This is a genomic window from Ruegeria sp. BG11 (assembly GCF_056538565.1).
The window spans coordinates 111,682-131,119 of the sequence record NZ_JBQFTH010000008.1 but is presented as its reverse complement, the minus strand read 5'-3'; the positions used below and the strand labels follow the sequence as shown (position 1 = coordinate 131,119).

Here is a 19,438-nt window from a genome sequence, read left to right as displayed (position 1 = left end):
CTTGACGATGCCTGCCACAAGCCCGACCATGCGCGCAAATTGATCAAGAAGGGTTACCTTATGTCTGTTTTCATCCGCCGCAGCTGTGGCGCCGTTCTGGCTTGTACCGTCGCAACTCAAGGTGCATATGCCGACCTGACTGCAAATGACGTCTGGAACGACTGGCAAGAGTATTTCCGGTCCGTAGGTTACACGGTCGAGGGTGAACCCAGCAGCGCTGGCGATGTCATGACCATCAACGACATGACCCTGTCCATGGACTTCCCTGAAGAGGACGGCCAGTTCCAGATGACCATGCCCGAGGTCACACTGACCGAAAACGGCGATGGCACCGTCAACGTCGGCTTCCCCGGTAGCTTTCCGATGGTCATTTCGGGCGGCGTCGAAGATGAAAAGTTCACAGCAAACCTGACCTACAGCCAGACAGATCTGGAAATGGTTGTGTCAGGTGATCCTTCCGACATGACCTATGACTACACGGCGGCAGCCCTCGGGATTGTGTTGGATTCGATCGAGGGCGGAGACGAGCCAATTCCCGAAGATGCGCTGGAAGGTGGTATCGAATTTACAGGTATGGCTGGCACATCGCGCATGCTGATCGGCGACAATCGCGAAATCACGCAGACCCTCGACGCCGACCAAATGGCCTATAAGTTCAGCTTCAAAGACCCCGAAACCGGGGAATCGGGGTTGATTGATGGGGTACTGAACGGCCTGACATCCAGCGGCGACAGTGTCCTGCCCACTGGGTTTGATCTGGCCGACCCGCAGGCACTGTATGACGCAGGCTTCGCCTTTTCCGGCATGGTCGCCTATGGCTCGGGCAAGACTGACATCAGCGGCGTTAGCGAAGGTGAGCAATTCACCATGGCAAGCTCGTCGCAAGGTGGCCGACTTGAGGCCAGCGTAGATGGCGAACGTGTGGCCTATGACCTTGAACAGAATGACGCGAAACTGGCAGTGACCACGGGCGACCTGCCCTTCCCGATTGAGATCGCAATGGCGAAGGCGGGTCTGAACCTGGACATCCCGGTGCAGGAATCGGAGGAAGCCGCGCCCTTCGCCTTTGGCTTGAACCTGACCGATTTCACCATGTCTGATGTCCTCTGGAGCATTTTCGACCCCGCGGGCAACCTGCCACGCGATCCTGCCACCATTGCGCTGGACACCACCGGCACCGCGAAAGTTCTGTTGAACATCTTCGATCCGGAACAGGCTGCTGCGCTTGAAGAAGAAGGGGAAGTCCCTGCCGAGCTGCATTCGCTGACAATCAACGAATTGCTGGTCTCGATGGTAGGCGCGCGTTTGACCGGGGATGGTGATTTCACGTTGGACAACGAGAACCTCGACGAATTCGGCATGCCCATTCCGACTGGCGTTGCGAACCTGCAATTGGTTGGGGCCAATGCGCTGATCGACAAACTGATCGGCATGGGCCTGATGTCCGACAACGACGCCTTGGGTGCGCGGATGATGATGGGCATGATGGCCGTTCCGGGCGATGAACCCGACACACTGAATTCGACAATCGAATTCACTGAAGACGGTCAGATTAAGGCCAATGGTCAGCGCATTAAGTGATGATATCCGGGAGGGCCGCAGGTGATCGGCCCTCCCACACAATACCGTCAGGGTCTTGCGAGAGGCGCGGTGCAAGGCTAGGTCCTTGGCAACACATCCGGAGGCCGCATGACCCGCACACCAGAAGAAATCAGCCAGCAATTGCTTGACGCCGCACGCCTCGCCGGGGCCGAGGCGGCAGATGCCATCGTGATCGACGGATCCTCCGTTTCGGTCGAGGTACGTGGCGGCGCGCTGGAACATGCGGAACGCTCAGAAGGCACCGATCTGGGGCTGCGGGTGTTTCTGGGCAAACAGCAGGCCATTGTTTCAAGCTCGGACAGCCGTCCCGAAACGCTGACGGCCATGGCCGAACGGGCCGTCGCCATGGCGCGCGAAGCGCCCGAGGACCCTTTCACCGGTCTGGCGGCCAGCGAGGAATTGACCAACGGTTGGGATCTCGACGCGCTTGAGTTGTTTGACCCCTCCCCGGAACCTACTGCCGAAGCGCTGATGCAAGATGCGCTGGCGGCCGAAGCCGCTGCTCTGGCCGTGCAAGGCGTATCGCAAGTCTCGGACGCGGCGGCGGGCTATGGCACACATCGGGTGCATCTGGCGGCCACCAACGGATTCTCGGGCGGGTATGCGCGCAGCAGCCGGTCAACATCCTGCGTTGCGATCTCGGGCGAAGGCACCGGGATGGAGCGGGACTACGACGGCGACAGCCGCACCTTCCAAGCCGACTTGCGGGACGCCGAGGAGATCGGACGCAGGGCCGGGGAACGCGCGGTCGAACAGGTTGGCGCGCGCCAGCCCGCAACGGGCGGTTTTCCGGTGCTCTTTGACGAGCGCATTTCATCCTCACTGATCGGGCACTTACTGGCCGCCAGCAACGGCGCAGCGATCGCGCGAGGGGCGTCGTGGCTGCAAGATTGTCTGGGCGAGCAGGTATTGCCCGAGCATCTGTCGCTGATCGAAGACCCGCACCGCCCACGTATCTCAGGCTCGCGCCCGTTTGACGCCGAAGGGCTGGCAACGCGCCGCCGGGCAATTGTCGAGAACGGAGTGCTGACCGGCTGGACGCTGGATTTGGCCAGCGCCCGTAAGCTTGGCATGACCTCAACCGGCAATGCAGCGCGCGGCGTCTCGGGGCCGCCCTCGCCCAGCAACTGGAACCTCAGCCTGACCCAAGGCACCCAAAGCCGCGCGGATCTGATGCGCGATATGGGTACCGGGTTGCTGGTCACCTCGATGATCGGATCGACGATCAACCCCAATACGGGGGATTACTCGCGCGGGGCCTCCGGGTTTTGGGTCGAGAATGGCGAGATCACGCATCCGGTCAATGAATGCACCATCGCGGGCAACCTGCGCGACATGCTGAAACGGATCATCCCAGCCAATGACGCACGCCCTTACCTGTCGCGCGTTGTTCCCTCGGTGCTGATCGAAGGGATGACCCTTGCCGGCAACTGACCTGCCACTCCTGATCGACGCCGCACGCAAGGCCGGAGAGATCGCAACCCGTTTCTCGGGCGCGCATGCCCAGCGTTGGGACAAGCCCGACGGTGCCGGACCGGTGACCGAGGCCGATCTGGCCGTCAACGAAATGCTGGAACAGATGTTGCCCACGGCGCGGCCCGACTATGGCTGGCTCAGCGAAGAGACCGAGGATAGTCCGGAGCGCCTGTCGCGGGACCGCGCCTTCATCATCGACCCAATTGACGGCACCCGTAGTTTTGCCGAAGGCTCGCGCACCTGGGCACATTCGTTGGCCGTTACGGAGCACGGAGAAGTCACCGCCGCCGTGATCTACCTGCCCCTGCGCGACCTATTCTATGCGGCGGCGAAAGGTCAGGGCGCCACCCTAAACGGTGCGCCAATCCGCGCCTCGGAGGCTTCAGCCCTCAGCGCGGCTACCATTCTGGCCGCCAAACCCAACATGAACAGCCACCATTGGCGCGATGGCGACGTGCCGGAGTTTGACCGTGCCTATCGCCCGTCGCTAGCCTATCGCATGGCCCTGGTCGGCGAGGGGCGTTTTGACGGCATGTTGACCCTACGGCCCAGTTGGGAATGGGATATCGCGGCGGGCGACCTGATCATTCGCGAGGCCGGAGGGGTCTGCACTGATCGCGCAGGCCAGCCCCTGCGGTTCAACAACGCGCAGCCACGGCTAAACGGCGTTCTCGCCGCGGCGCAGGATATCCACAACCAGCTTTCGTCCCGGCTTGATCCGAACGGCCCTGGCATCGCCCCATGAGCAAACCGCGATCTCTGAGTCTTGCGGCCTACCGGGTCCTGTCCTGGGTGGGTGCACAGCAAAGCATCCGACCGGATCAGCCCCGCCCAGACGGAGAGCTTGTCTGGGTTCACATCGCAACACGCGACCGCTTGCGTGCGATCAGTGACTTTTGCCTCAGACTGCAACAGGCCCGACCCGGCCTGTCGATTCTGCTGAGCGCCCCGCCAGAGATCGACCTGAGCCGCTGGACTGGTAGCCCCTTTCACATGGTCAACCTGCCCGCCGAACAAACCGGCGCAGCGCGGGCTTTTCTGGACCATTGGAAACCCGATCTGGGTCTGTGGGTTGGAGGGGGATTGATGCCCAGCATCATCACCCGCGCGGAAGAGCGCAAAATCCCGATGCTTCTGATTGAGGCGCAGTTGGATGTCGTCTTGTCCCGCAATGCGCGGTGGCTGCCGGATATCAGCAGATATACGTTCGATTGCTTCGAACATATACTCACCACCACCGACGAAACGGCCCGCCAGATCCGGCGAATGGGGGTTGCCTCCTCCAAAGTGCGCAAAGCGCCGCCGCTGCAGTTCAGCCCGAACCCCTCACCCTGGCCTGAGGACGAATTGATCGAGACCAACCACGCCCTCGCCGGACGTCCGGTCTGGCTGGCGGCTCGGGTTCAGGCGAAAGAGTTCATCTCGGTCCTCAGTGCGCATCGGCAGGCGCTTCGCATTCTGCCGCGATTGGCGTTGATCTTACACGTTGCGGATCGGGCCGAGGCCGCGCCGCTACAGCGACGGCTTGAAACCATGGATCTGCGCTGTTCCAATTGGGATGACGGCGGCCCTATCGAGGACACGACGCAGGTGATTGTCAGCTCTGAGCCCGAAGATCTTGGCCTTTGGCAACGCGTTTCACCGGTGTCCTTCATGGCCAGCTCGCTGGAACGCGGCGCGGGCGGGCAGGACCCGCTGGATGCTGTCGCGCTGGGATCGGCGGTTATCTATGGCCCTCATATCGATATCTATCAGTCGGTCTATGCCCGCCTTGCCGAGGCCGATGCCGCCCATCCGGTCAAAACCGCGACCGAGCTTGGAGATGCGGTCGTCGCCCTTCTGGCCCCGGATCGCGCGGCGGGGATGGCGCTGGCGGGATGGCAGGCGATCACCGAAGGGGCACCTCAGGCCGAGCGGCTAGTCGACATGCTGCAGGACCTTCTGGACCAGCGGAGTAACCACAATGCGCGCGCCTGACTTTTGGAACTCGGACCCCGCGCGCCCGGCGTTGCGTGCCAGACTGCTCAGCCCATTGGGGCGGCTTTATGCGGCGGCCACTGCGCGACGGGTCGGCTCTAATTCTGGACTGCAGCCGGGTGTGCCAGTGATTTGCATCGGCAACCTGAATGCTGGCGGAACCGGCAAGACCCCCACGGTGATCTGGGTGCTGGAACAGCTGCGCAACGCATGGCACGAGCCGCATGTCGTTACGCGCGGGCATGGCGGGTCGCTGGAAGGCCCGGTTCGGGTCGACCCCACCCAACACAGCGCCGCGCAGGTCGGGGATGAGCCGCTTCTGCTGGCCATGTTCGCCGAGGTCTGGGTTGCCAAGGACCGTGCCGCAGGCGCGCGCGCTGCGGCCGAGGCGGGCGCAAGCGTGATCGTTCTGGATGATGGCTTCCAGAATCCGGCGGTCGCCAAGGATTTCTCGATCATTGTGGTGGATGCCGAGCGTGGGTTTGGCAACGGCCTGTGCCTGCCAGCAGGTCCCCTGCGCGAACCCGTAGAGGTCGGCCTGAAACGCACCGATCTGGTTCTGTCATTGGGCGATACGCAAGCGCAAGAAGTCTTCGCCGCACAATGGGCCCCTAAGCTAACGGTGCCCCATGCGACGGGCGTTGTCGCGCCGTTGCAAACCGGCATGGACTGGGCTGGATCGCGGGTTCTGGCTTTTGCCGGGATCGGCCACCCTGAGAAATTCTTTCAGACCCTGCGCCAGCAAGGGGCCGAGCTCTTGCGTGCCGAGGCGCTCGACGATCATCAACCACTGACCCCGGCGCTGATGACCCGGCTTGAAAACGAGGCGCGCCTGCTAGGCGCTCAGATGGTAACGACGGAAAAAGACGCAGTGCGCCTGCCGCAAGCCTTCCGCAACAAGGTCGTCACCCTGCCCGTCCGGCTGCAAGTGAATGACCCAGAGCAGGTCACAGAGATGATCCTGAAGGCGGCCCCATCTCCCAATTGACCGGAATGGTTGGCCTGAGAACAGGCCGACCAAAAGGCGCTTAGCTGCCCAACTCGTTTTCGATCAGTTGCTTGAAGTCCTCATAGGACTGGTTCGAAACCTTCTTGCCGTTCACAACAAAGGACGGGGTGCCCGTCACATCGTCGCGTTCAGCGTTTTCCTGATACCACGCCACCAGAGTCTGGGCGCGTGTACCGTCCTGCAGGCAGGCTTCCAGCTGGTCATTGTCGATACCCGCCAGACGACCGATCTTGCGCAGCTCATCCACGATCTCTGTTGGACCACCGGCTCGGGTCCATTCGGACTGGCCCTGATAGATCAGATCGGTAATGCCAAAAAACTTCTCAGGCCCTGCGCAGCGCGCAACCATCGACGCCCACAGACCATAGCGGTCAAAGTAGACCTCACGATAAATGAACTTGACCTTGCCGGTGTCGATGAAGTCCTTCTTCAGCTGCTTATAAGCGCCCTGATGGAAGGTGGCGCAATGCGGACAGGTATAGGAGGCATACTCGATGATCTCTACCGGCGCATCCTCGGCCCCCTGCACCATCTCAATGATTGTAGAGGTGTCCAGGTTGGCCTCTTGCGCGATGGCGCTGCCGACCAGAGGATTGACGGAAGACGTGTTCGAAGCTGTCATCCAATAGCCACCAGCGGCCACTGCGACAGCCGCACAGATTACGGTTGCAATACGGCTCATTCTCAGCCCTTTCTCAGCGTTTCTGCTTGGATAAAACGTTGCGGCCCAGACGTTCAAGGGCCGCACGCAAATCTTCATCATGCACATCCTGCGAGACTCTGCCCGCTTCGGCCATGATTTCAGGTTTGATCTCTGGTTTCGCTTGTTTCGGCTTGTGGTCGAAACTGGCCTGCCCCTCGGCAAATCCGGTCGGAGCGGTCTGGGTGATGCGCACACGGCTGATCGCGTTGTAGCCGTAAACGGCGTTCACCTTTCCGCGTAGTTGTTCTTTCTGCATTTCCAGCATGGGGGCCTGCGGCCCGGTTGTCAGCACGGTCAGGGTCGCCCCCATCCCGTTCCTGCCATAGCCCACATTCACGGGTCTTGCGATGGCGGCAGTGTCCTGGCCCACGATCTCGGCCCAGTGGGTCAGAAGGCGCGACACGGCAAAGCCCCGGCTTTCGCCGGCGCGCCTGATCTGATCGTTCAGCAATGTCGCGGTGCGTTTGAACCCGCGGGTCGAAGAACGTCTGCGCTGCATCTGGTTTCCAACTCCTGCACCGCTATTGTAGTAGGCAGGCCAGCAGGCGCCAGCGAAACCCGACAGTGAGATAGATAAAACTTGCGTGACAGCCCCGAATTTAACCTGAGCGCTGAATTGCTCGACTGGTATGACCGCCACGCGCGCGAGATGCCGTGGCGTGTTGGCCCAACCGACCGCGCCGCAGGCGTGCTGCCGGACCCTTACCGGGTCTGGTTGTCCGAGGTCATGCTGCAACAGACAACCGTCGTCGCCGTGTGGGACTATTTCACCCGCTTTACAACGCGCTGGCCGACCGTGCAGGCGCTGGCCGCCGCCCCCGATGATCAGGTCATGGGGGAATGGGCGGGCCTCGGGTATTATGCCCGCGCGCGCAACCTGCTGAAATGCGCTCGTATAGTGGCCGACAAGCACGAAGGACAGTTCCCCAACACCTATGACGCGTTGTTGGACCTGCCGGGGATCGGCCCCTACACCGCCGCCGCGATCTCGGCCATTGCGTTTGACCGGCCCGAAACTGTGCTGGATGGCAATGTCGAGCGGGTGATGGCTCGGCTCTACGACATTCACGACCCTTTGCCCGGATCAAAACCTGTTCTAAAAGAGAAAGCCGCCGCGCTGACACCACAGTTGCGACCCGGCGACTACGCACAGGCCGTAATGGATCTGGGAGCCACAATCTGCACGCCCAAATCCCCAGCCTGTGGAATCTGCCCCGTGCAGACCCCCTGCCTTGCCCGCGCTGCAGGCACGCAGCCGGAGCTGCCGAAGAAATCGCCCAAAAAGCCGAAACCCACGCGATTCGGCCATGTCTACATTGCGCAACACTCAAACGGAGCGTTCCTGCTGGAACGCCGCCCCGACAAGGGTCTTCTAGGTGGTATGTTGGGCTGGCCTGGCTCGGACTGGTCCGAGGCCCCGCCCGAGGCCCCTCCGTTTTCGGCAGAGTGGCGCGCATTGAACAGCGAGGTGCGCCACACCTTCACGCATTTCCATCTGGTGCTGCGAATCTGGACCGCACCGCTGCCCGAGGGCACCGAACCCGACGGGCTGACCCTATTGCCCAAGCATGACTTCAAGCCTAGCGACCTGCCGACAGTGATGCGCAAAGCCTACGACCTGTGGCGGGGTTAATAAGCCCGCTGGGCAAGCCCGAGCCGTCCGGCTAGGGTGCATCTGCCTATTCGGAGCATTATGGATGATCGCGACTCAAACCCTTTCGCGCTGGCAAGCCGCTCTGCCCTATTGGGTGTCCTTCCAGTTGATCCCGCTGATCTGGGCAACGGCCTTTGCGGGGGGTTGGTGGGTTTTGCTGATCCCCCTCTCCACATGGTGGGCCTTTGCGGTTCTGGACCGCTTGACCGGCCTAAACCTGCAAAACGCCGACCCTGAAACCCCCGATGATGCGCTGCATTGGTACATCCTGCTGACCAAGCTCTGGGTGCCTGTCCAATTCGTCACGCTGTTTGGCCTGATCTGGTACGCAACCCATAGCGATCACTTGTCGAGCTGGTCGAAGATCGGGCTGTTCTTCGGCATGGGCGTCATCTCAGGCACGATCGGCATCAACTACAGTCACGAGCTGATGCACCAGAAATCGCGGTCCGAACGTTGGCTAGGCGATCTCCTTCTCGCGATGGTCCTCTATTCTCATTTCCGGTCCGAGCATCTACTAGTCCATCACCGTCATGTCGGCACTCCGCGCGACCCGGTGACGGCGCGCTACAACGAAGGTTTCCACCGCTTCTACCCCCGTGTCCTTTGGCAATGCCTGATCTCGGCCTTCCGGGCCGAGCGGGAGAAGCTTGCCCGAAAGGACCGACCGTGGACTTACCTCTCGAATCCGTTCTGGCGCTACTGGGCCCTGCAAACCGGCATGCTGATCCTCGCCGCCCTGATCGGAGGTTGGCCCGGCCTCGCCCTGTTCCTACTGCAAGCGGGCGTCGCGATCTGGCAGTTAGAGCTGGTCAACTACGTGGAACACTACGGGCTGACCCGAAAACATTTGGGCGAGGGCAAATACGAACACGTTCTGCCCCGGCATTCGTGGAACGCCTCACAAAAAGCGTCGAACTGGCTGCTGATCAACCTGCAGCGCCACTCGGACCACCACTACAAACCCAATCGTCGCTTCCCGCTGCTGCAGAACCACGCGCAAGAGGACGCACCGCAATTGCCCTACGGCTACCCGGTGATGACGATCGCCGCGATGATCCCACCGCTGTGGCGCCGCGTCATGAACCCGCGAGTCCGCGCCTGGCGGCAGCACTATTACCCCGAGATCACCGATTGGCACCCATACAACAAGGCACTGAACCCCGGCCCAAGGGCGTGACCGCAGCGCGCACCGCGCGCTGCCCGGCCCAACTGGAGGGGCTGCATCTCTGATGCTGCCCAAACAGGCGGGAGCCGTTCACAACACCCAGATATCCATAGAGGTTTCCACACCGCGAACGGTCTGACCCTGGCGTTTCTGAAACCCATCCATCAACGCTCTACCATTCGGATTCTCGCGCAACGCCTGCTCCCGCAACGCATCACTGACCACGATCCGGGCGTGAAAATCACGAGTCATCGCCTCCAGCTTGGCCGAGACGTTCACCGCATCTCCAATCACGGCAAATTCCAACCGGTTGGCCCCGATATCCCCCAGAACGACAGAACCAAAATGCACGCCGATCCCGACATGGATATCATGCTCCCCCGCGCGAAGCCGCTCTTGGTTCCAATCGTCGATGACGCCAACCATTGCACGCGCGCAGCCCAGCGCATTGCTCGCGTCCAAAGGCGTTGCGACCGGAGTGCCAAACGTTGCCATAAGCCCGTCCCCCAGATATTTGTCCAGCGTGCCATGATGACGGAACACTTCGGCCTCCATCCGAGCATGAAACCCGCGCAACACCTCAATTACTTCATAAGGGTCCCGTCCGGCTGCAAATTTCGTGAAGCCCACAATGTCGATAAACAGCACCGCGATATCCGCCTTGCGCACCTGTTTAAGCGGCTCGTCGTTCTGGCTGAGCTCATCGACCACATTGGGCGAGAAGTAACGCGATAGATTCGCCCGCTCCCGCTCTAGCCCTGCATTGCTCATCAACAAGCGATTTAGCCGTCGCATTGAAACACCAAGCGTCACCGCAACCATGACGAACACGATCACCTGCTGAATACGCTGCGGGATATCGAAACTGTTGGGATCCAACAGCTCAGCGACGTCCGGATAGCCCTGCAGAGCCGCGGCCACTTTCTGGCTGATTCCCGGAATCGGCGTGGCCACCCACCAAGCGATGATCCAACCCGCCGTCCAAATTAGTGCCGTCCAGGAGCCAATCGCGACAACCGTGCGCCACGAATAGGCCAACGTGCCTGCGGCCAGAATAATGAAGAAATATTGGAAATTGTCGAACCGGTACTGCATGGCCAGCGGTCGCACATCATCGCTGAACGGGTTCGGAACAATCATCCCAAGCGTCATGATCAGCAGATCGACAAAGATCAGCAACAGCTCGGTTCGCGATTGCCCAACCCGCCCTGCGCGCCGGATCAACCAGCCATTGGCGCAGATGAGAAGCAGGATGAAATGATACCACAACACCTCCCATTGCGGGTTCAGAAAGATCAGTAGAACGCCGGTCAAAGCCATAGCGATCCAGCGGGCGCGGACGGCCAGTTCCAGACCCTCTTGCTTGTGCCGTTGCATTGCTGCTTCGGTGTATTTGTTGTCCAGATCTACAACATCCGGCTGCGTAACGGCGAACCGTTCCAGTCTGGATGGGCTGGCAGTTATCTCGCTCATGACAGGAACCTCTGAGGCGGTGCTGGCGACGCGACCATGCAATCACCTCTGGCTGGAAAACAAAAGACCCCGCCGAGAACGGCGGGGCAAGGCGTAGTGCCTTGTGTCAGGCCACAGGCACCGGCGGTTTTCGTGATATCAGTTGTGCATCTCGGCCCGGATCTGCTGGCGCAGCACGTCGATGGGCACCGTTTTGCCATCGCGCTTAAAGCACCAGTAAGTCCAGCCGTTGCAGGAGGGGGCGTTCTCAAGATGTGCGCCAACCTGATGGATCGAGCCTTTGACATTGTCGCCTACAAGCGTTCCATCCGCGCGAACCTTGGCCTTGTGGCGCTGGTTCATCGAATACAGCTCTTCGCCTGGGCGCAGCATCCCACGTTCGACCAATTGGCCGAAAGGAACACGCGGTTCGGCGCGTTTGCTGGCACTGACCTCCAGTGCCTCGCGGTCGAATTTGCGCACCTTCGAGATCCGCTTCTCGGCCACTTTGCGATAGCTTTCCTCGCGCTCGATGCCGATGAATTCACGGCCTAGCATCTTGGCGACGGCACCCGTTGTGCCAGTGCCAAAGAACGGATCGAGGATCACATCACCCGGATTGGTCGAGCCAATCAGAACGCGGTGCAACAGAGACTCGGGCTTCTGTGTCGGATGCGCCTTGTCGCCATTTTCGTCCTTGAGGCGCTCATGCCCGGTGCAGATCGGCAGAACCCAGTCACTGCGCATCTGCACGCCTTCATTCAGCGCTTTCAGAGCTTCGTAGTTGAACGTGTATTTTGCGCCTTCGCGCTTCGAGGCCCAGATCATCGTCTCATGCGCATTGGTGAATCGCTTACCGCGGAAATTCGGCATCGGATTCGACTTGCGCCATACGACGTCGTTCAAAATCCAATATCCCGCGTCCTGCAGGGCCGAGCCCACGCGGAAAATGTTGTGGTACGAGCCGATCACCCAGATTGCGCCGTTCGGCTTGAGCAAACGATGAGCCGCCTTTAGCCATTCACGCGTGAACTGGTCATAAGCACCAAAGCTTGAGAATTGATCCCAGTGATCGTCGACCGCATCCACCTGGCTGTTATCGGGGCGATGCAACTGGCCTTTCAGCTGCAAATTATAGGGCGGATCCGCGAAAATCAGATCAACCGACGCCTCGGGCAGACTGTTCATCACGTCGATGCAGTCCCCAGATAGAATCGTGTTTAAAGGGAGCGCTTTTGCGCCCTTTTTGGTGGTCGTTGTCATATCACTGCCTCAAGTATCCACGGCGCTTTTGCGCTCATTTGGTTGAGACAAGGATGAGTCAAAGACGATTCGCCGTCAATTTCTTTTTTGAATCAGCAACTTACGATTTACTCTTGATACAAGATATTGTGTACCGTCTTGAACGAACGCCTATGATGTGGGGTCACGCCAAGATTTTGCAGCGCCTCGCGGTGTTGTTTTGTCGGATATCCGGCGTTTGCCTCCCAGCCGTAGCCGGGATGCTGTTGCGCTAAATCCACCATCAGCTGATCGCGCCAGTTTTTCGCGATGATCGAAGCTGCCGCAATCGACACAGATTTGCCATCCCCCTTGATCACGGCCTCGGACGGGATCTGCAGGTCATTGGGAATCATGTTCCCGTCGATCAAAAGGTAATCGGGCGCTGGTTCCAGTGCCTGCACCGCGCGAACCATGGCCAGATGCGAGGCGCGCAGGATATTGAGCTCATCAATCTCGGCGACCGAGGCCTCGGCCACGGCGATCTCGGCCCGGTCCCGCAACTCGGCCTCCAACGCTGTGCGTCGCTTGAGCGAGAGCTTCTTGGAATCGTTCAGCCCCTCGGGAATATCGTCTGGGTTCAGGATCACGGCGGCGGCAACCACAGGTCCGGCCAACGGGCCGCGCCCGACCTCATCCACGCCTGCAATCCGGATATGGTCCTGCGCGTGCAGCCCCTGTTCGAGTTCATAAGTCGGTTTTGTCATCCCTTCGGAAAACCGCGTTTTCACAGCTACTGCAACAAAAAAGAGAGGGCAGCTTGCGCCACCCTCTCTCAGCGCGGTGCTGTTTCGCACCACTCCTGCTCGACCGTGTTACTTGTAAACGACGCGGTATCCGTGATGGCGCAGGCATGCAGGTTCATACGCCTGCTTCACCTTGTTGCCATTCCAGAACCCGACCTTGCACTCTTGCGGCAGGCTGTTGGCATGTTTGTAGTGTTTGTCTAGGCACTTTGTTCCCAGCAACGGACGCTGCCCATAATTGTCATGCTGGCGCAGGCAGCGTTGCGGCAAGTCATACCGCGCCACGTGTCTGGGCAAAGGCTTCACCTTGGTATGCTTGACCTGAGGCGCGGTTTGCACGTGGTTGTACTGTCGCGCGGCCTTCTCACGATCCTTGCGCTTTTCCTTGTTGTAGTAATGCACCCCTGCGCCAATGAGCGCGATCGCAGCCAGCCCCCCGAGGATGTCCCCCGTATCCGCAGCACGCACCTTTGAGGCCGACACGCCGGTTATCGCCATAGCCGTCGCGATGATCAGAGCGATGAATTTCTTATGCATGATGCCTGTCCTTTCCGAGATTTGGGCGACCCCGTGATGGACCGCGTCTTTGATGCCTCAACACTGGGTCCACCCCCCTCAGACAAGCAATATCGGCCCCGTGCTATTGGATATCAGGCACCGCAAACCCCTTTGGTCATTGAATATCAGCCCAAGCCATGCGCAGGATGCAGCTTATGAAACAGATCTTCTCTTCTCTGGTCGCAGCTGCGCTGATATCGGTGGCCCCGGTGGCTTTGGCCGCAGAATGTTATGCCGACTACAAGGCCAAACAGGACAACCCGCTGCGCCTGCACTACGGCGTGATGCAGGTTTCGTCCTGCGACAAGGGTCAGGCAACGAGTGAAGTCGCCCAGCGCCTCAGCGGTTCAGGGTGGACCCTGCTGAATGTCCAGTCCGTCTTCGGGCCGGAAGGGTTGGATCAAAGGAAGGCCAATGCCGGAAAATTCTATCTCCGTTTCTGAGGCGCGACGCTCGGGCGTGCGCCTTGTCGGTCTGGGCATTGCCGCCATTGTCGTGATCCTGATCACCGCCGCGCTGTTCCTGTTCTGGACACTGCCCGATGCCAACGCATTCAACGCCCGCGTCGAACGGTTGTTTGTCGAGGCAGATCTGACCTCACAAACCGAAATCCGGTTGCTTGAGATTCTGGCCCAATCGGGGACGGCCTTTGCCGATACGCTGTCCAGCTACCGCATGGTGATTTACGTGCTGCTGGTTTTTGCATGCGCAATGATGATCTCGGCCCTCGTGTTTCTGGTGATGCTTGCACTGCTGAACCGGCGCATGGCACAGATCGAACGCACCGGCATTCAGGTGACATCCCTGCTGATCAGTCGCGAGGAGAACACCGTCTACCTGAACAACATGGATTTCAAACTGACCCCAGCGGCGATGGAGACCCTCTCGGTGCTGGCGGAATCCCGATTGGATGATGAGGTCCTGTCAGGCGCGCAGATCGAGGCGACGATCTCGGGTCGCGATGCTGCCGATTGTGACGAGGCCGCAGGCGCTACCCGTATCAAACGGCTGCGCGACGCCTTGGGCAATCAGATGGTCAGTGAGTTGCTGGTCAAGAATATCGCCAAGAAGGGCTATATGCTTTCGATCGAAAAAGACGTCATCCAGATGGTTTAGAATCCGCGCCCCTCTTGGAATGCCCGACCAAAACGCCCATTCTATAGAGACCCCGGGCAAGGGAGGGATGGCGATGAACGTCCACACCACACCAAAATCCAACGGCTATGATATCTCGGTAGAACATCTGTCCGACAGGGTCGCGATTTTTCGCGATGGCATCCTGTTGGCCGAAAGCCGGAATGCCAAGGTGATGTATGAAACCCGGCTACCACCGACAATCTACGTCCCGCGTGCGGATGTTTGCGTCGACCTGAGCGGTGAAACCGGCCTGCAGACCTTTTGCCCTTTCAAAGGAACCGCCACCTATCACGATATAAATCTGCCCGGAGATCGCCTGGCCAATTCGGTATGGGCCTATGACGACGCCCTGCCGGAGAGCGCTGCAATTCGGGGGCATATCGGTTTTATGCCCAGTGCCTATACGGATATCGACCTGGGTAAGAACCAACTACGCGACACCGAAAACACCAATATCAGCGGTCCGCTGATCGACTGGCTGATGCGTGGGGCGTCCCTGTCGGATACACCAGAAGCGTTCACCAAGGCGTTGGCCGAAAAGATGCTGGAACACGGGATAGCGATCCAGCGCCTCAGCATTCTGGCATGGTCCTTGCACCCCCTGATCGCAGGCAAACACTTCATTTGGGAAAAGGGTGAGGATGAGATCCTGACCCGCGCGCCCACCTATGAAATCTACGACCACCCCGCATTCATCAACAGCCCTTTGCGCCATGTCTCGAACGGATTGGGCGGCGTGCGCCAAAGGGTAAATGACGAAAACCCGCATAACAGCTTTCCCATCATCGAGGATCTACGGGCAAAAGGGGCCACGGACTATGTCGCCATGCCGCTGCCCTTCTCGGACGGTCGAACAAACGTACTAACGCTCAGCTGCGATCATCCCGATGGGTTCACGACAGAGAACCTAGGGCTGGTGTTCGAATGCTCCGCCGTGATCGCCCGTTTTTACGAGGTGTTTATGCAGCGCGAAAATGCGCAAGTTCTGCTGGAAACCTATGTTGGCAAACGCTCAGGCGCGCGCGTGCTGGGCGGAGAGATCCGGCGCGGCGACGGGGATGAGATTGATGCAGCCATCATGTTCTGCGATTTGCGCAACTCGACCAGCCTGGAGGAGAGCCTTGACCGGGATGCCTATATCAATCTGCTTAACGAGTTCTTTGAGACGGTCTCGGGTATCGTGGATGAAAACGGGGGCGAGGTTCTGAAATTCATCGGCGACGCCGTTCTGGCCGTTTTCCCAGCGGGCGAAGAACCCGCGCAGGCCCGCGCGAATGCCCAACAGGCGGCAACGGAAATCGTTGAAAAACTCGCCGAACTGCGTTCAGCGGATCCTAATATCCACTGCGACTGCTCAATCGGCGTGTCCTATGGCCGGGTGACCTATGGCAATGTCGGCTCGCGTGAACGGTTGGATTTCACCGTTATCGGACAAGCCGCCAACGTTGCGGCGCGTCTGGGTGAGCATAGCAAGTCGACCGGTTACCGCATTGTCGTCTCGCAAGACATTGAGCCCGCATGCTGCAATGCAATCCCACTCGGCGACATCAAACTGCGCAACGTGTCCCAGCCAGTCACGTGTTTTGCCCTGCGAACGGCGGCTGATGTTGAGGTCGGTGGTCCAGCTTAACCTCGGCGAATTATCAAGCTCGCAGCGTTTGATTTGGTTCGACCATATGATGCGCAGGCTAGATTGGGTCCCATTCCACCACCCTGACGATTGGTGCAAAAAGCACCGACTCTAGCCCGCACCCAACAAAATCAAAGCGGTCTGCGCCGGTGATATTGTGCTTTGCAACTGCGCGATCTGACTGCGAGCCAGATACGTATCCGTCAGTTTCTGAATAGCTTCAGGCTCTGTGAATTGGGCCAGATCATCCGATCCGGTTAAGCCCGACAAACGGTCCTTGAACACCTCAAGCTGCCTGTCCAGATCGAGCTGCGAAAACGAGGATGGCAGGCCAAGCGCAGTCTCCATCATGCTACGCAAGGGTGGCAAGCCCATCAAGTCGAACCATTTTGTGTCCGCGCTGCTGTCACCGGCAGCCAGTTCACCAAGCGCATGTTGCGCGTAGAGGGAAATCCGCATTGTCTCATTCGTCTCACCCACGGAAACTTCGAAACGGGACACCAGATTGTCTTCGGCGATCTGCTCCATATTCGTGATCAGACCGGTCTTGCGCACCTCTCCGGGGCCAAAACCGAACGCTTGAGAAAACTCGCGATACCGCTTGTCGGACAATCGGTTGGACAGGGCATCATCGGTTTTGGTTCCATCCTCCAATATCTTTTGGATGAAGAACCGATTGTTGATGTCCTCTTCCAACCCGAAAGCGCCCAAAGCAACCTGTAGCAACCGACGATCCGACACAAGGTCTTCGGCGGATTGAACCTTGCTTATGTTTTCCAGAAAATACTGCCTGTCCCTCTGGTTGACGCTGGAGTTCGTAAAGCTCTCCAGCTGTGCGTCATAGGTCCGCTGCAAAAAACGCCAGCCGACAATGCCTCCAGAGGGTATGACAGGCTGGAACGTCATTGTTGGTACGCCATCAGCCGCTCTTCCCGTGGCAGCAAAGAGCGGAGAGATTTGAGACATTTATAGTATTGCTCGGCCACCAGCGCTTCAGTCGCTTCGCTCAGGACACGCCGACTGTCTGAATCCGTGAACACCTGGCTCAGTTCCTCGACCCTTCGCAGCAATTGCTGGCGCGCCTGATCAGGCTCCATATCTCCAGACAATACCAATTGAGCAGCATAGCAAACGCGGCGCACAGGTGTTGTGACTTCGTCCGGGTGGATCGCATCGCGCAGACGCAAAACGTTGGCTTGCGGTGTCATGATCGAAAACCGGCTGCGGCGGTCTCCATTTTCGATCACTACACCATTGATCAACACCCTCTCTTTCGGGGCAAGTTTCAGGACCAGGCCACTCATCCGGCGGCCCTCATGTGTCGCAGACCGCGCAAAACCGCCATGTTGATCTCCAGCAAAGGTTCTACCGTCGCAGTGTTCCCCAAAACCTGTGCGCTGTGCTGCTCCGTAAACTCGGCCAGGTAGAAAATCCGCGCGCGCAGGTCTTTCGGAAGCGAGTTGTCTGAGTCCGCCACGCCGGTCGCCAGCACGGTCCAAAACCGCCGATTTTCATGCAATGCCTAAACAAATCCAGAAAAATCGGTTGCCTTCCGGGCCGCTGCTGCCTTGAGCCGATGCGTGATCATCGAGATCGCCTCATACTCCGTGTCCCGCGGCGTGCGGGTCGGAGCGGCAAATTGCGCATAGGCGCGTTGAGCGTAACTTTGCGGTGTCACTTGAAATCCTTCCAATAGGCCGTCTTCAGGCAGTCAGCGCCGGGGCGCGGTGTTCACTCCCCGGCCAGGTTCCGAATTTAACGGAACAAAGACAGGATCGACTGCGGTGCCTGGTTGGCAATCGACAGCGACTGGGTGGCTAGCTGCTGCTGCACCTGTAGCGCCTGCAACCGGGCCGAGGTTTCTTCCATATTGGCGTCTACCAACGAACCGATGCCCGATTTAAACGAGTCTGTCAGGTTCGAAATGAACTCTTTCTGGGTCTCGATCCGGCCCTGGGCCGAACCGAATGCGGCCGAAGCGTCGATCGAGGTGTCGATCAGCGATTCAACAGCTGCCAGCGCGGCGGTTGCTCCCGGACCGGTCGACACGTCAATGCCAGTCAGCGCTCCCAGACCACCCGAGCCTGCGTTCACATACTGAGCAGAGAACGAAACATCTGAACCCGTGCCATTCGTAACGGACAGAGTGCCTGCCGTGCCCGAGTCGTAGTCAACGGTCAGACCGGTTATGCCTAATTCTTCGATCTTGGCTTTCAAACCAACGGCAACAAGGTCACCGGTCGTGGTGGCTGCCGCATCTGCCGCAGACACGGTGTAGGACACAACTTGATCATCAATAGCGACAACCACCTTATCGCCCGCCGCAAAAGCACCAATGGATTCATCGGTCGCCAATGCGGTTGCCGATGTAGCACCAGCAGCAATGGTGGCACCGACGCGGTCATTGGCTGTCGACGAGCCAGTCGAGCCGTCAAATACCGCCGCTGAGGTATAGCCACCAGTCGACAGGTTCTGACCCGCAACCGTGATGGAAGAAGCTGTCACAGCACCAGTGTTGTCCCGATCCAAAGAGGCCAGGATGGATGCTGAACCAGCCGAACCATCAACAAGGTTCAAACCGTTGAATTGGGCAGCCCCCACAACCGAAGTGATCTGGTTCTTCAGCGCAGTCACATCATCGTTGATCTTGCCGCGGTCCACGTTGTCTTCCTGTGCCGCGACGATCTTTTCTTTCATCTGGGTCAGAAGGTCGGTGACAGTTTCAGACGCGTTCCGCGCAACGGCGACCGTCGATTCACCCAGCGAAAGGCTGTCTTTGATCGCGTTGAAGCCTTTGACGTCCGACTCCATCACTTTGGAAATCGCCCAGACGGCCGAGTTGTCTTTTGCTGTTGCGACATCCTTACCGGTCGAGATTGCGTTCTGGGTCATCTCGAGGTTTTTGTTGACCGATTTCAAGGTCTGCAGCGCAACCATCGCGCCGTTGTTTGTCAGAATACTGGACATAGTTCCATCCTTTTACGTTAGGGCTTCAGCTCCCAAGATCACCCCGCTAGACAAGCGGGCTTTGGTGTCTTTCTGACC

The 19,438-nt window shown here is 59.2% G+C and carries 19 protein-coding genes and 1 pseudogene; 10 read left to right on the top strand and 10 right to left on the bottom strand.

Going from position 1 to position 19,438, the window contains the following annotated elements; genetic code table 11:
* Positions 1–60: 60 nt before the first annotated feature.
* The 5 genes from ACR0JF_RS14365 (at position 61) to lpxK (ending at position 6,043) form a co-directional block, all read left to right on the top strand.
* Positions 61–1,581, top strand: a complete 1,521-nt coding sequence (locus tag ACR0JF_RS14365) for a DUF2125 domain-containing protein (RefSeq protein WP_170661575.1) — start codon at positions 61–63, stop codon at positions 1,579–1,581.
* Between the two features lie 108 nt (positions 1,582–1,689).
* Entirely contained in the window at positions 1,690–3,036 is a 1,347-nt protein-coding gene (locus tag ACR0JF_RS14360; protein WP_170661576.1) for a TldD/PmbA family protein, read from the top strand.
* Entirely contained in the window at positions 3,023–3,823 is an 801-nt protein-coding gene (locus tag ACR0JF_RS14355; RefSeq protein ID WP_170661577.1) for a 3'(2'),5'-bisphosphate nucleotidase CysQ, read from the top strand. The genes ACR0JF_RS14360 and ACR0JF_RS14355 overlap by 14 nt, the downstream gene beginning before the upstream one ends.
* Positions 3,820–5,055, top strand: coding sequence for a glycosyltransferase N-terminal domain-containing protein (locus ACR0JF_RS14350; RefSeq protein ID WP_170661578.1), 1,236 nt, complete (start codon positions 3,820–3,822; stop codon positions 5,053–5,055). Before ACR0JF_RS14355 ends, ACR0JF_RS14350 begins: the two co-directional genes overlap by 4 nt.
* Positions 5,042–6,043, top strand: a complete 1,002-nt coding sequence (gene lpxK, locus ACR0JF_RS14345; protein WP_170661579.1) for a tetraacyldisaccharide 4'-kinase — start codon at positions 5,042–5,044, stop codon at positions 6,041–6,043. The genes ACR0JF_RS14350 and lpxK overlap by 14 nt, the downstream gene beginning before the upstream one ends.
* A gap of 40 nt (positions 6,044–6,083) precedes the next feature.
* On the opposite strand, the gene ACR0JF_RS14340 is transcribed toward lpxK, so the two are convergent.
* A complete protein-coding gene (locus ACR0JF_RS14340) occupies positions 6,084–6,746 on the bottom strand; it encodes a DsbA family protein (RefSeq protein ID WP_170661580.1) in 663 nt (220 codons plus the stop codon).
* Between the two features lie 13 nt (positions 6,747–6,759).
* Entirely contained in the window at positions 6,760–7,266 is a 507-nt protein-coding gene (locus tag ACR0JF_RS14335) for a DUF721 domain-containing protein (protein ID WP_170375623.1), read from the bottom strand.
* Between the two features lie 81 nt (positions 7,267–7,347).
* Here ACR0JF_RS14335 and mutY point away from each other — a divergent pair, with 81 nt between their 5' ends.
* Both mutY and ACR0JF_RS14325 read left to right on the top strand, forming a co-directional pair.
* Positions 7,348–8,400 (top strand): A/G-specific adenine glycosylase, encoded by a 1,053-nt coding sequence (gene mutY / locus ACR0JF_RS14330; RefSeq protein ID WP_170661581.1) that lies wholly within the window; start codon positions 7,348–7,350, stop codon positions 8,398–8,400.
* Between the two features lie 64 nt (positions 8,401–8,464).
* Positions 8,465–9,601 carry an alkane 1-monooxygenase gene (locus ACR0JF_RS14325; RefSeq protein WP_170661582.1) on the top strand — a complete coding sequence of 379 codons (1,137 nt, stop codon included), beginning with the start codon at positions 8,465–8,467 and terminating at the stop codon, positions 9,599–9,601.
* A gap of 78 nt (positions 9,602–9,679) precedes the next feature.
* On the opposite strand, the gene ACR0JF_RS14320 is transcribed toward ACR0JF_RS14325, so the two are convergent.
* The 4 genes from ACR0JF_RS14320 to ACR0JF_RS14305 form a co-directional block, all read right to left on the bottom strand.
* Complete coding sequence (locus ACR0JF_RS14320) at positions 9,680–11,062, bottom strand: adenylate/guanylate cyclase domain-containing protein (RefSeq protein ID WP_170661583.1); 1,383 nt, start codon at positions 11,060–11,062, stop codon at positions 9,680–9,682.
* Positions 11,063–11,200: 138 nt separating this feature from the next.
* On the bottom strand, positions 11,201–12,304 hold the full coding sequence (locus ACR0JF_RS14315) for a site-specific DNA-methyltransferase (protein ID WP_170471442.1): 1,104 nt from the start codon (positions 12,302–12,304) through the stop codon (positions 11,201–11,203).
* A gap of 107 nt (positions 12,305–12,411) precedes the next feature.
* Complete coding sequence (locus ACR0JF_RS14310) at positions 12,412–13,029, bottom strand: ribonuclease HII (RefSeq protein WP_170661584.1); 618 nt, start codon at positions 13,027–13,029, stop codon at positions 12,412–12,414.
* A gap of 108 nt (positions 13,030–13,137) precedes the next feature.
* Positions 13,138–13,605 carry a hypothetical protein gene (locus tag ACR0JF_RS14305; RefSeq protein ID WP_170661585.1) on the bottom strand — a complete coding sequence of 156 codons (468 nt, stop codon included), beginning with the start codon at positions 13,603–13,605 and terminating at the stop codon, positions 13,138–13,140.
* 176 nt (positions 13,606–13,781) lie between these two features.
* Between ACR0JF_RS14305 and ACR0JF_RS14300 the strand changes: the two genes are divergently transcribed.
* The 3 genes from ACR0JF_RS14300 (at position 13,782) to ACR0JF_RS14290 (ending at position 16,393) form a co-directional block, all read left to right on the top strand.
* A complete protein-coding gene (locus tag ACR0JF_RS14300) occupies positions 13,782–14,069 on the top strand; it encodes a hypothetical protein (RefSeq protein ID WP_170375633.1) in 288 nt (95 codons plus the stop codon).
* Entirely contained in the window at positions 14,041–14,742 is a 702-nt protein-coding gene (locus ACR0JF_RS14295) for a winged helix-turn-helix domain-containing protein (RefSeq protein ID WP_170460025.1), read from the top strand. Before ACR0JF_RS14300 ends, ACR0JF_RS14295 begins: the two co-directional genes overlap by 29 nt.
* Positions 14,743–14,815: 73 nt before the next feature.
* Entirely contained in the window at positions 14,816–16,393 is a 1,578-nt protein-coding gene (locus tag ACR0JF_RS14290; protein WP_170661586.1) for a DUF427 domain-containing protein, read from the top strand.
* Between the two features lie 111 nt (positions 16,394–16,504).
* On the opposite strand, the gene ACR0JF_RS14285 is transcribed toward ACR0JF_RS14290, so the two are convergent.
* The 4 genes and pseudogenes from ACR0JF_RS14285 to ACR0JF_RS14270 form a co-directional block, all read right to left on the bottom strand.
* Complete coding sequence (locus ACR0JF_RS14285; protein WP_170661587.1) at positions 16,505–17,299, bottom strand: DUF1217 domain-containing protein; 795 nt, start codon at positions 17,297–17,299, stop codon at positions 16,505–16,507.
* Positions 17,296–17,697, bottom strand: coding sequence for a flagellar biosynthesis repressor FlbT (flbT, locus tag ACR0JF_RS14280; RefSeq protein ID WP_170375637.1), 402 nt, complete (start codon positions 17,695–17,697; stop codon positions 17,296–17,298). The genes ACR0JF_RS14285 and flbT overlap by 4 nt, the downstream gene beginning before the upstream one ends.
* Positions 17,694–18,071, bottom strand: a pseudogene (flaF, locus tag ACR0JF_RS14275) (flagellar biosynthesis regulator FlaF). Before flaF ends, flbT begins: the two are co-directional and overlap by 4 nt.
* 77 nt (positions 18,072–18,148) lie before the next feature.
* Positions 18,149–19,360, bottom strand: a complete 1,212-nt coding sequence (locus ACR0JF_RS14270) for a flagellin (protein ID WP_170661588.1) — start codon at positions 19,358–19,360, stop codon at positions 18,149–18,151.
* Positions 19,361–19,438: the final 78 nt, after the last annotated feature.

Coding starts and splice junctions, on each gene's coding strand:
- ACR0JF_RS14365 (WP_170661575.1), top strand. CDS start 61: ATGTCTGTTTTCATCCGCCGCAGCTGTGGCGCCGTTCTGGCTTGTACC.
- ACR0JF_RS14360 (WP_170661576.1), top strand. CDS start 1,690: ATGACCCGCACACCAGAAGAAATCAGCCAGCAATTGCTTGACGCCGCA.
- ACR0JF_RS14350 (WP_170661578.1), top strand. CDS start 3,820: ATGAGCAAACCGCGATCTCTGAGTCTTGCGGCCTACCGGGTCCTGTCC.
- lpxK (WP_170661579.1), top strand. CDS start 5,042: ATGCGCGCGCCTGACTTTTGGAACTCGGACCCCGCGCGCCCGGCGTTG.
- ACR0JF_RS14340 (WP_170661580.1), bottom strand. CDS start 6,746: ATGAGCCGTATTGCAACCGTAATCTGTGCGGCTGTCGCAGTGGCCGCT.
- ACR0JF_RS14335 (WP_170375623.1), bottom strand. CDS start 7,266: ATGCAGCGCAGACGTTCTTCGACCCGCGGGTTCAAACGCACCGCGACA.
- ACR0JF_RS14325 (WP_170661582.1), top strand. CDS start 8,465: ATGATCGCGACTCAAACCCTTTCGCGCTGGCAAGCCGCTCTGCCCTAT.
- ACR0JF_RS14320 (WP_170661583.1), bottom strand. CDS start 11,062: ATGAGCGAGATAACTGCCAGCCCATCCAGACTGGAACGGTTCGCCGTT.
- ACR0JF_RS14315 (WP_170471442.1), bottom strand. CDS start 12,304: ATGACAACGACCACCAAAAAGGGCGCAAAAGCGCTCCCTTTAAACACG.
- ACR0JF_RS14310 (WP_170661584.1), bottom strand. CDS start 13,029: ATGACAAAACCGACTTATGAACTCGAACAGGGGCTGCACGCGCAGGAC.
- ACR0JF_RS14305 (WP_170661585.1), bottom strand. CDS start 13,605: ATGCATAAGAAATTCATCGCTCTGATCATCGCGACGGCTATGGCGATA.
- ACR0JF_RS14300 (WP_170375633.1), top strand. CDS start 13,782: ATGAAACAGATCTTCTCTTCTCTGGTCGCAGCTGCGCTGATATCGGTG.
- ACR0JF_RS14295 (WP_170460025.1), top strand. CDS start 14,041: ATGCCGGAAAATTCTATCTCCGTTTCTGAGGCGCGACGCTCGGGCGTG.
- ACR0JF_RS14290 (WP_170661586.1), top strand. CDS start 14,816: ATGAACGTCCACACCACACCAAAATCCAACGGCTATGATATCTCGGTA.
- ACR0JF_RS14285 (WP_170661587.1), bottom strand. CDS start 17,299: ATGACGTTCCAGCCTGTCATACCCTCTGGAGGCATTGTCGGCTGGCGT.
- flbT (WP_170375637.1), bottom strand. CDS start 17,697: ATGAGTGGCCTGGTCCTGAAACTTGCCCCGAAAGAGAGGGTGTTGATC.
- ACR0JF_RS14270 (WP_170661588.1), bottom strand. CDS start 19,360: ATGTCCAGTATTCTGACAAACAACGGCGCGATGGTTGCGCTGCAGACC.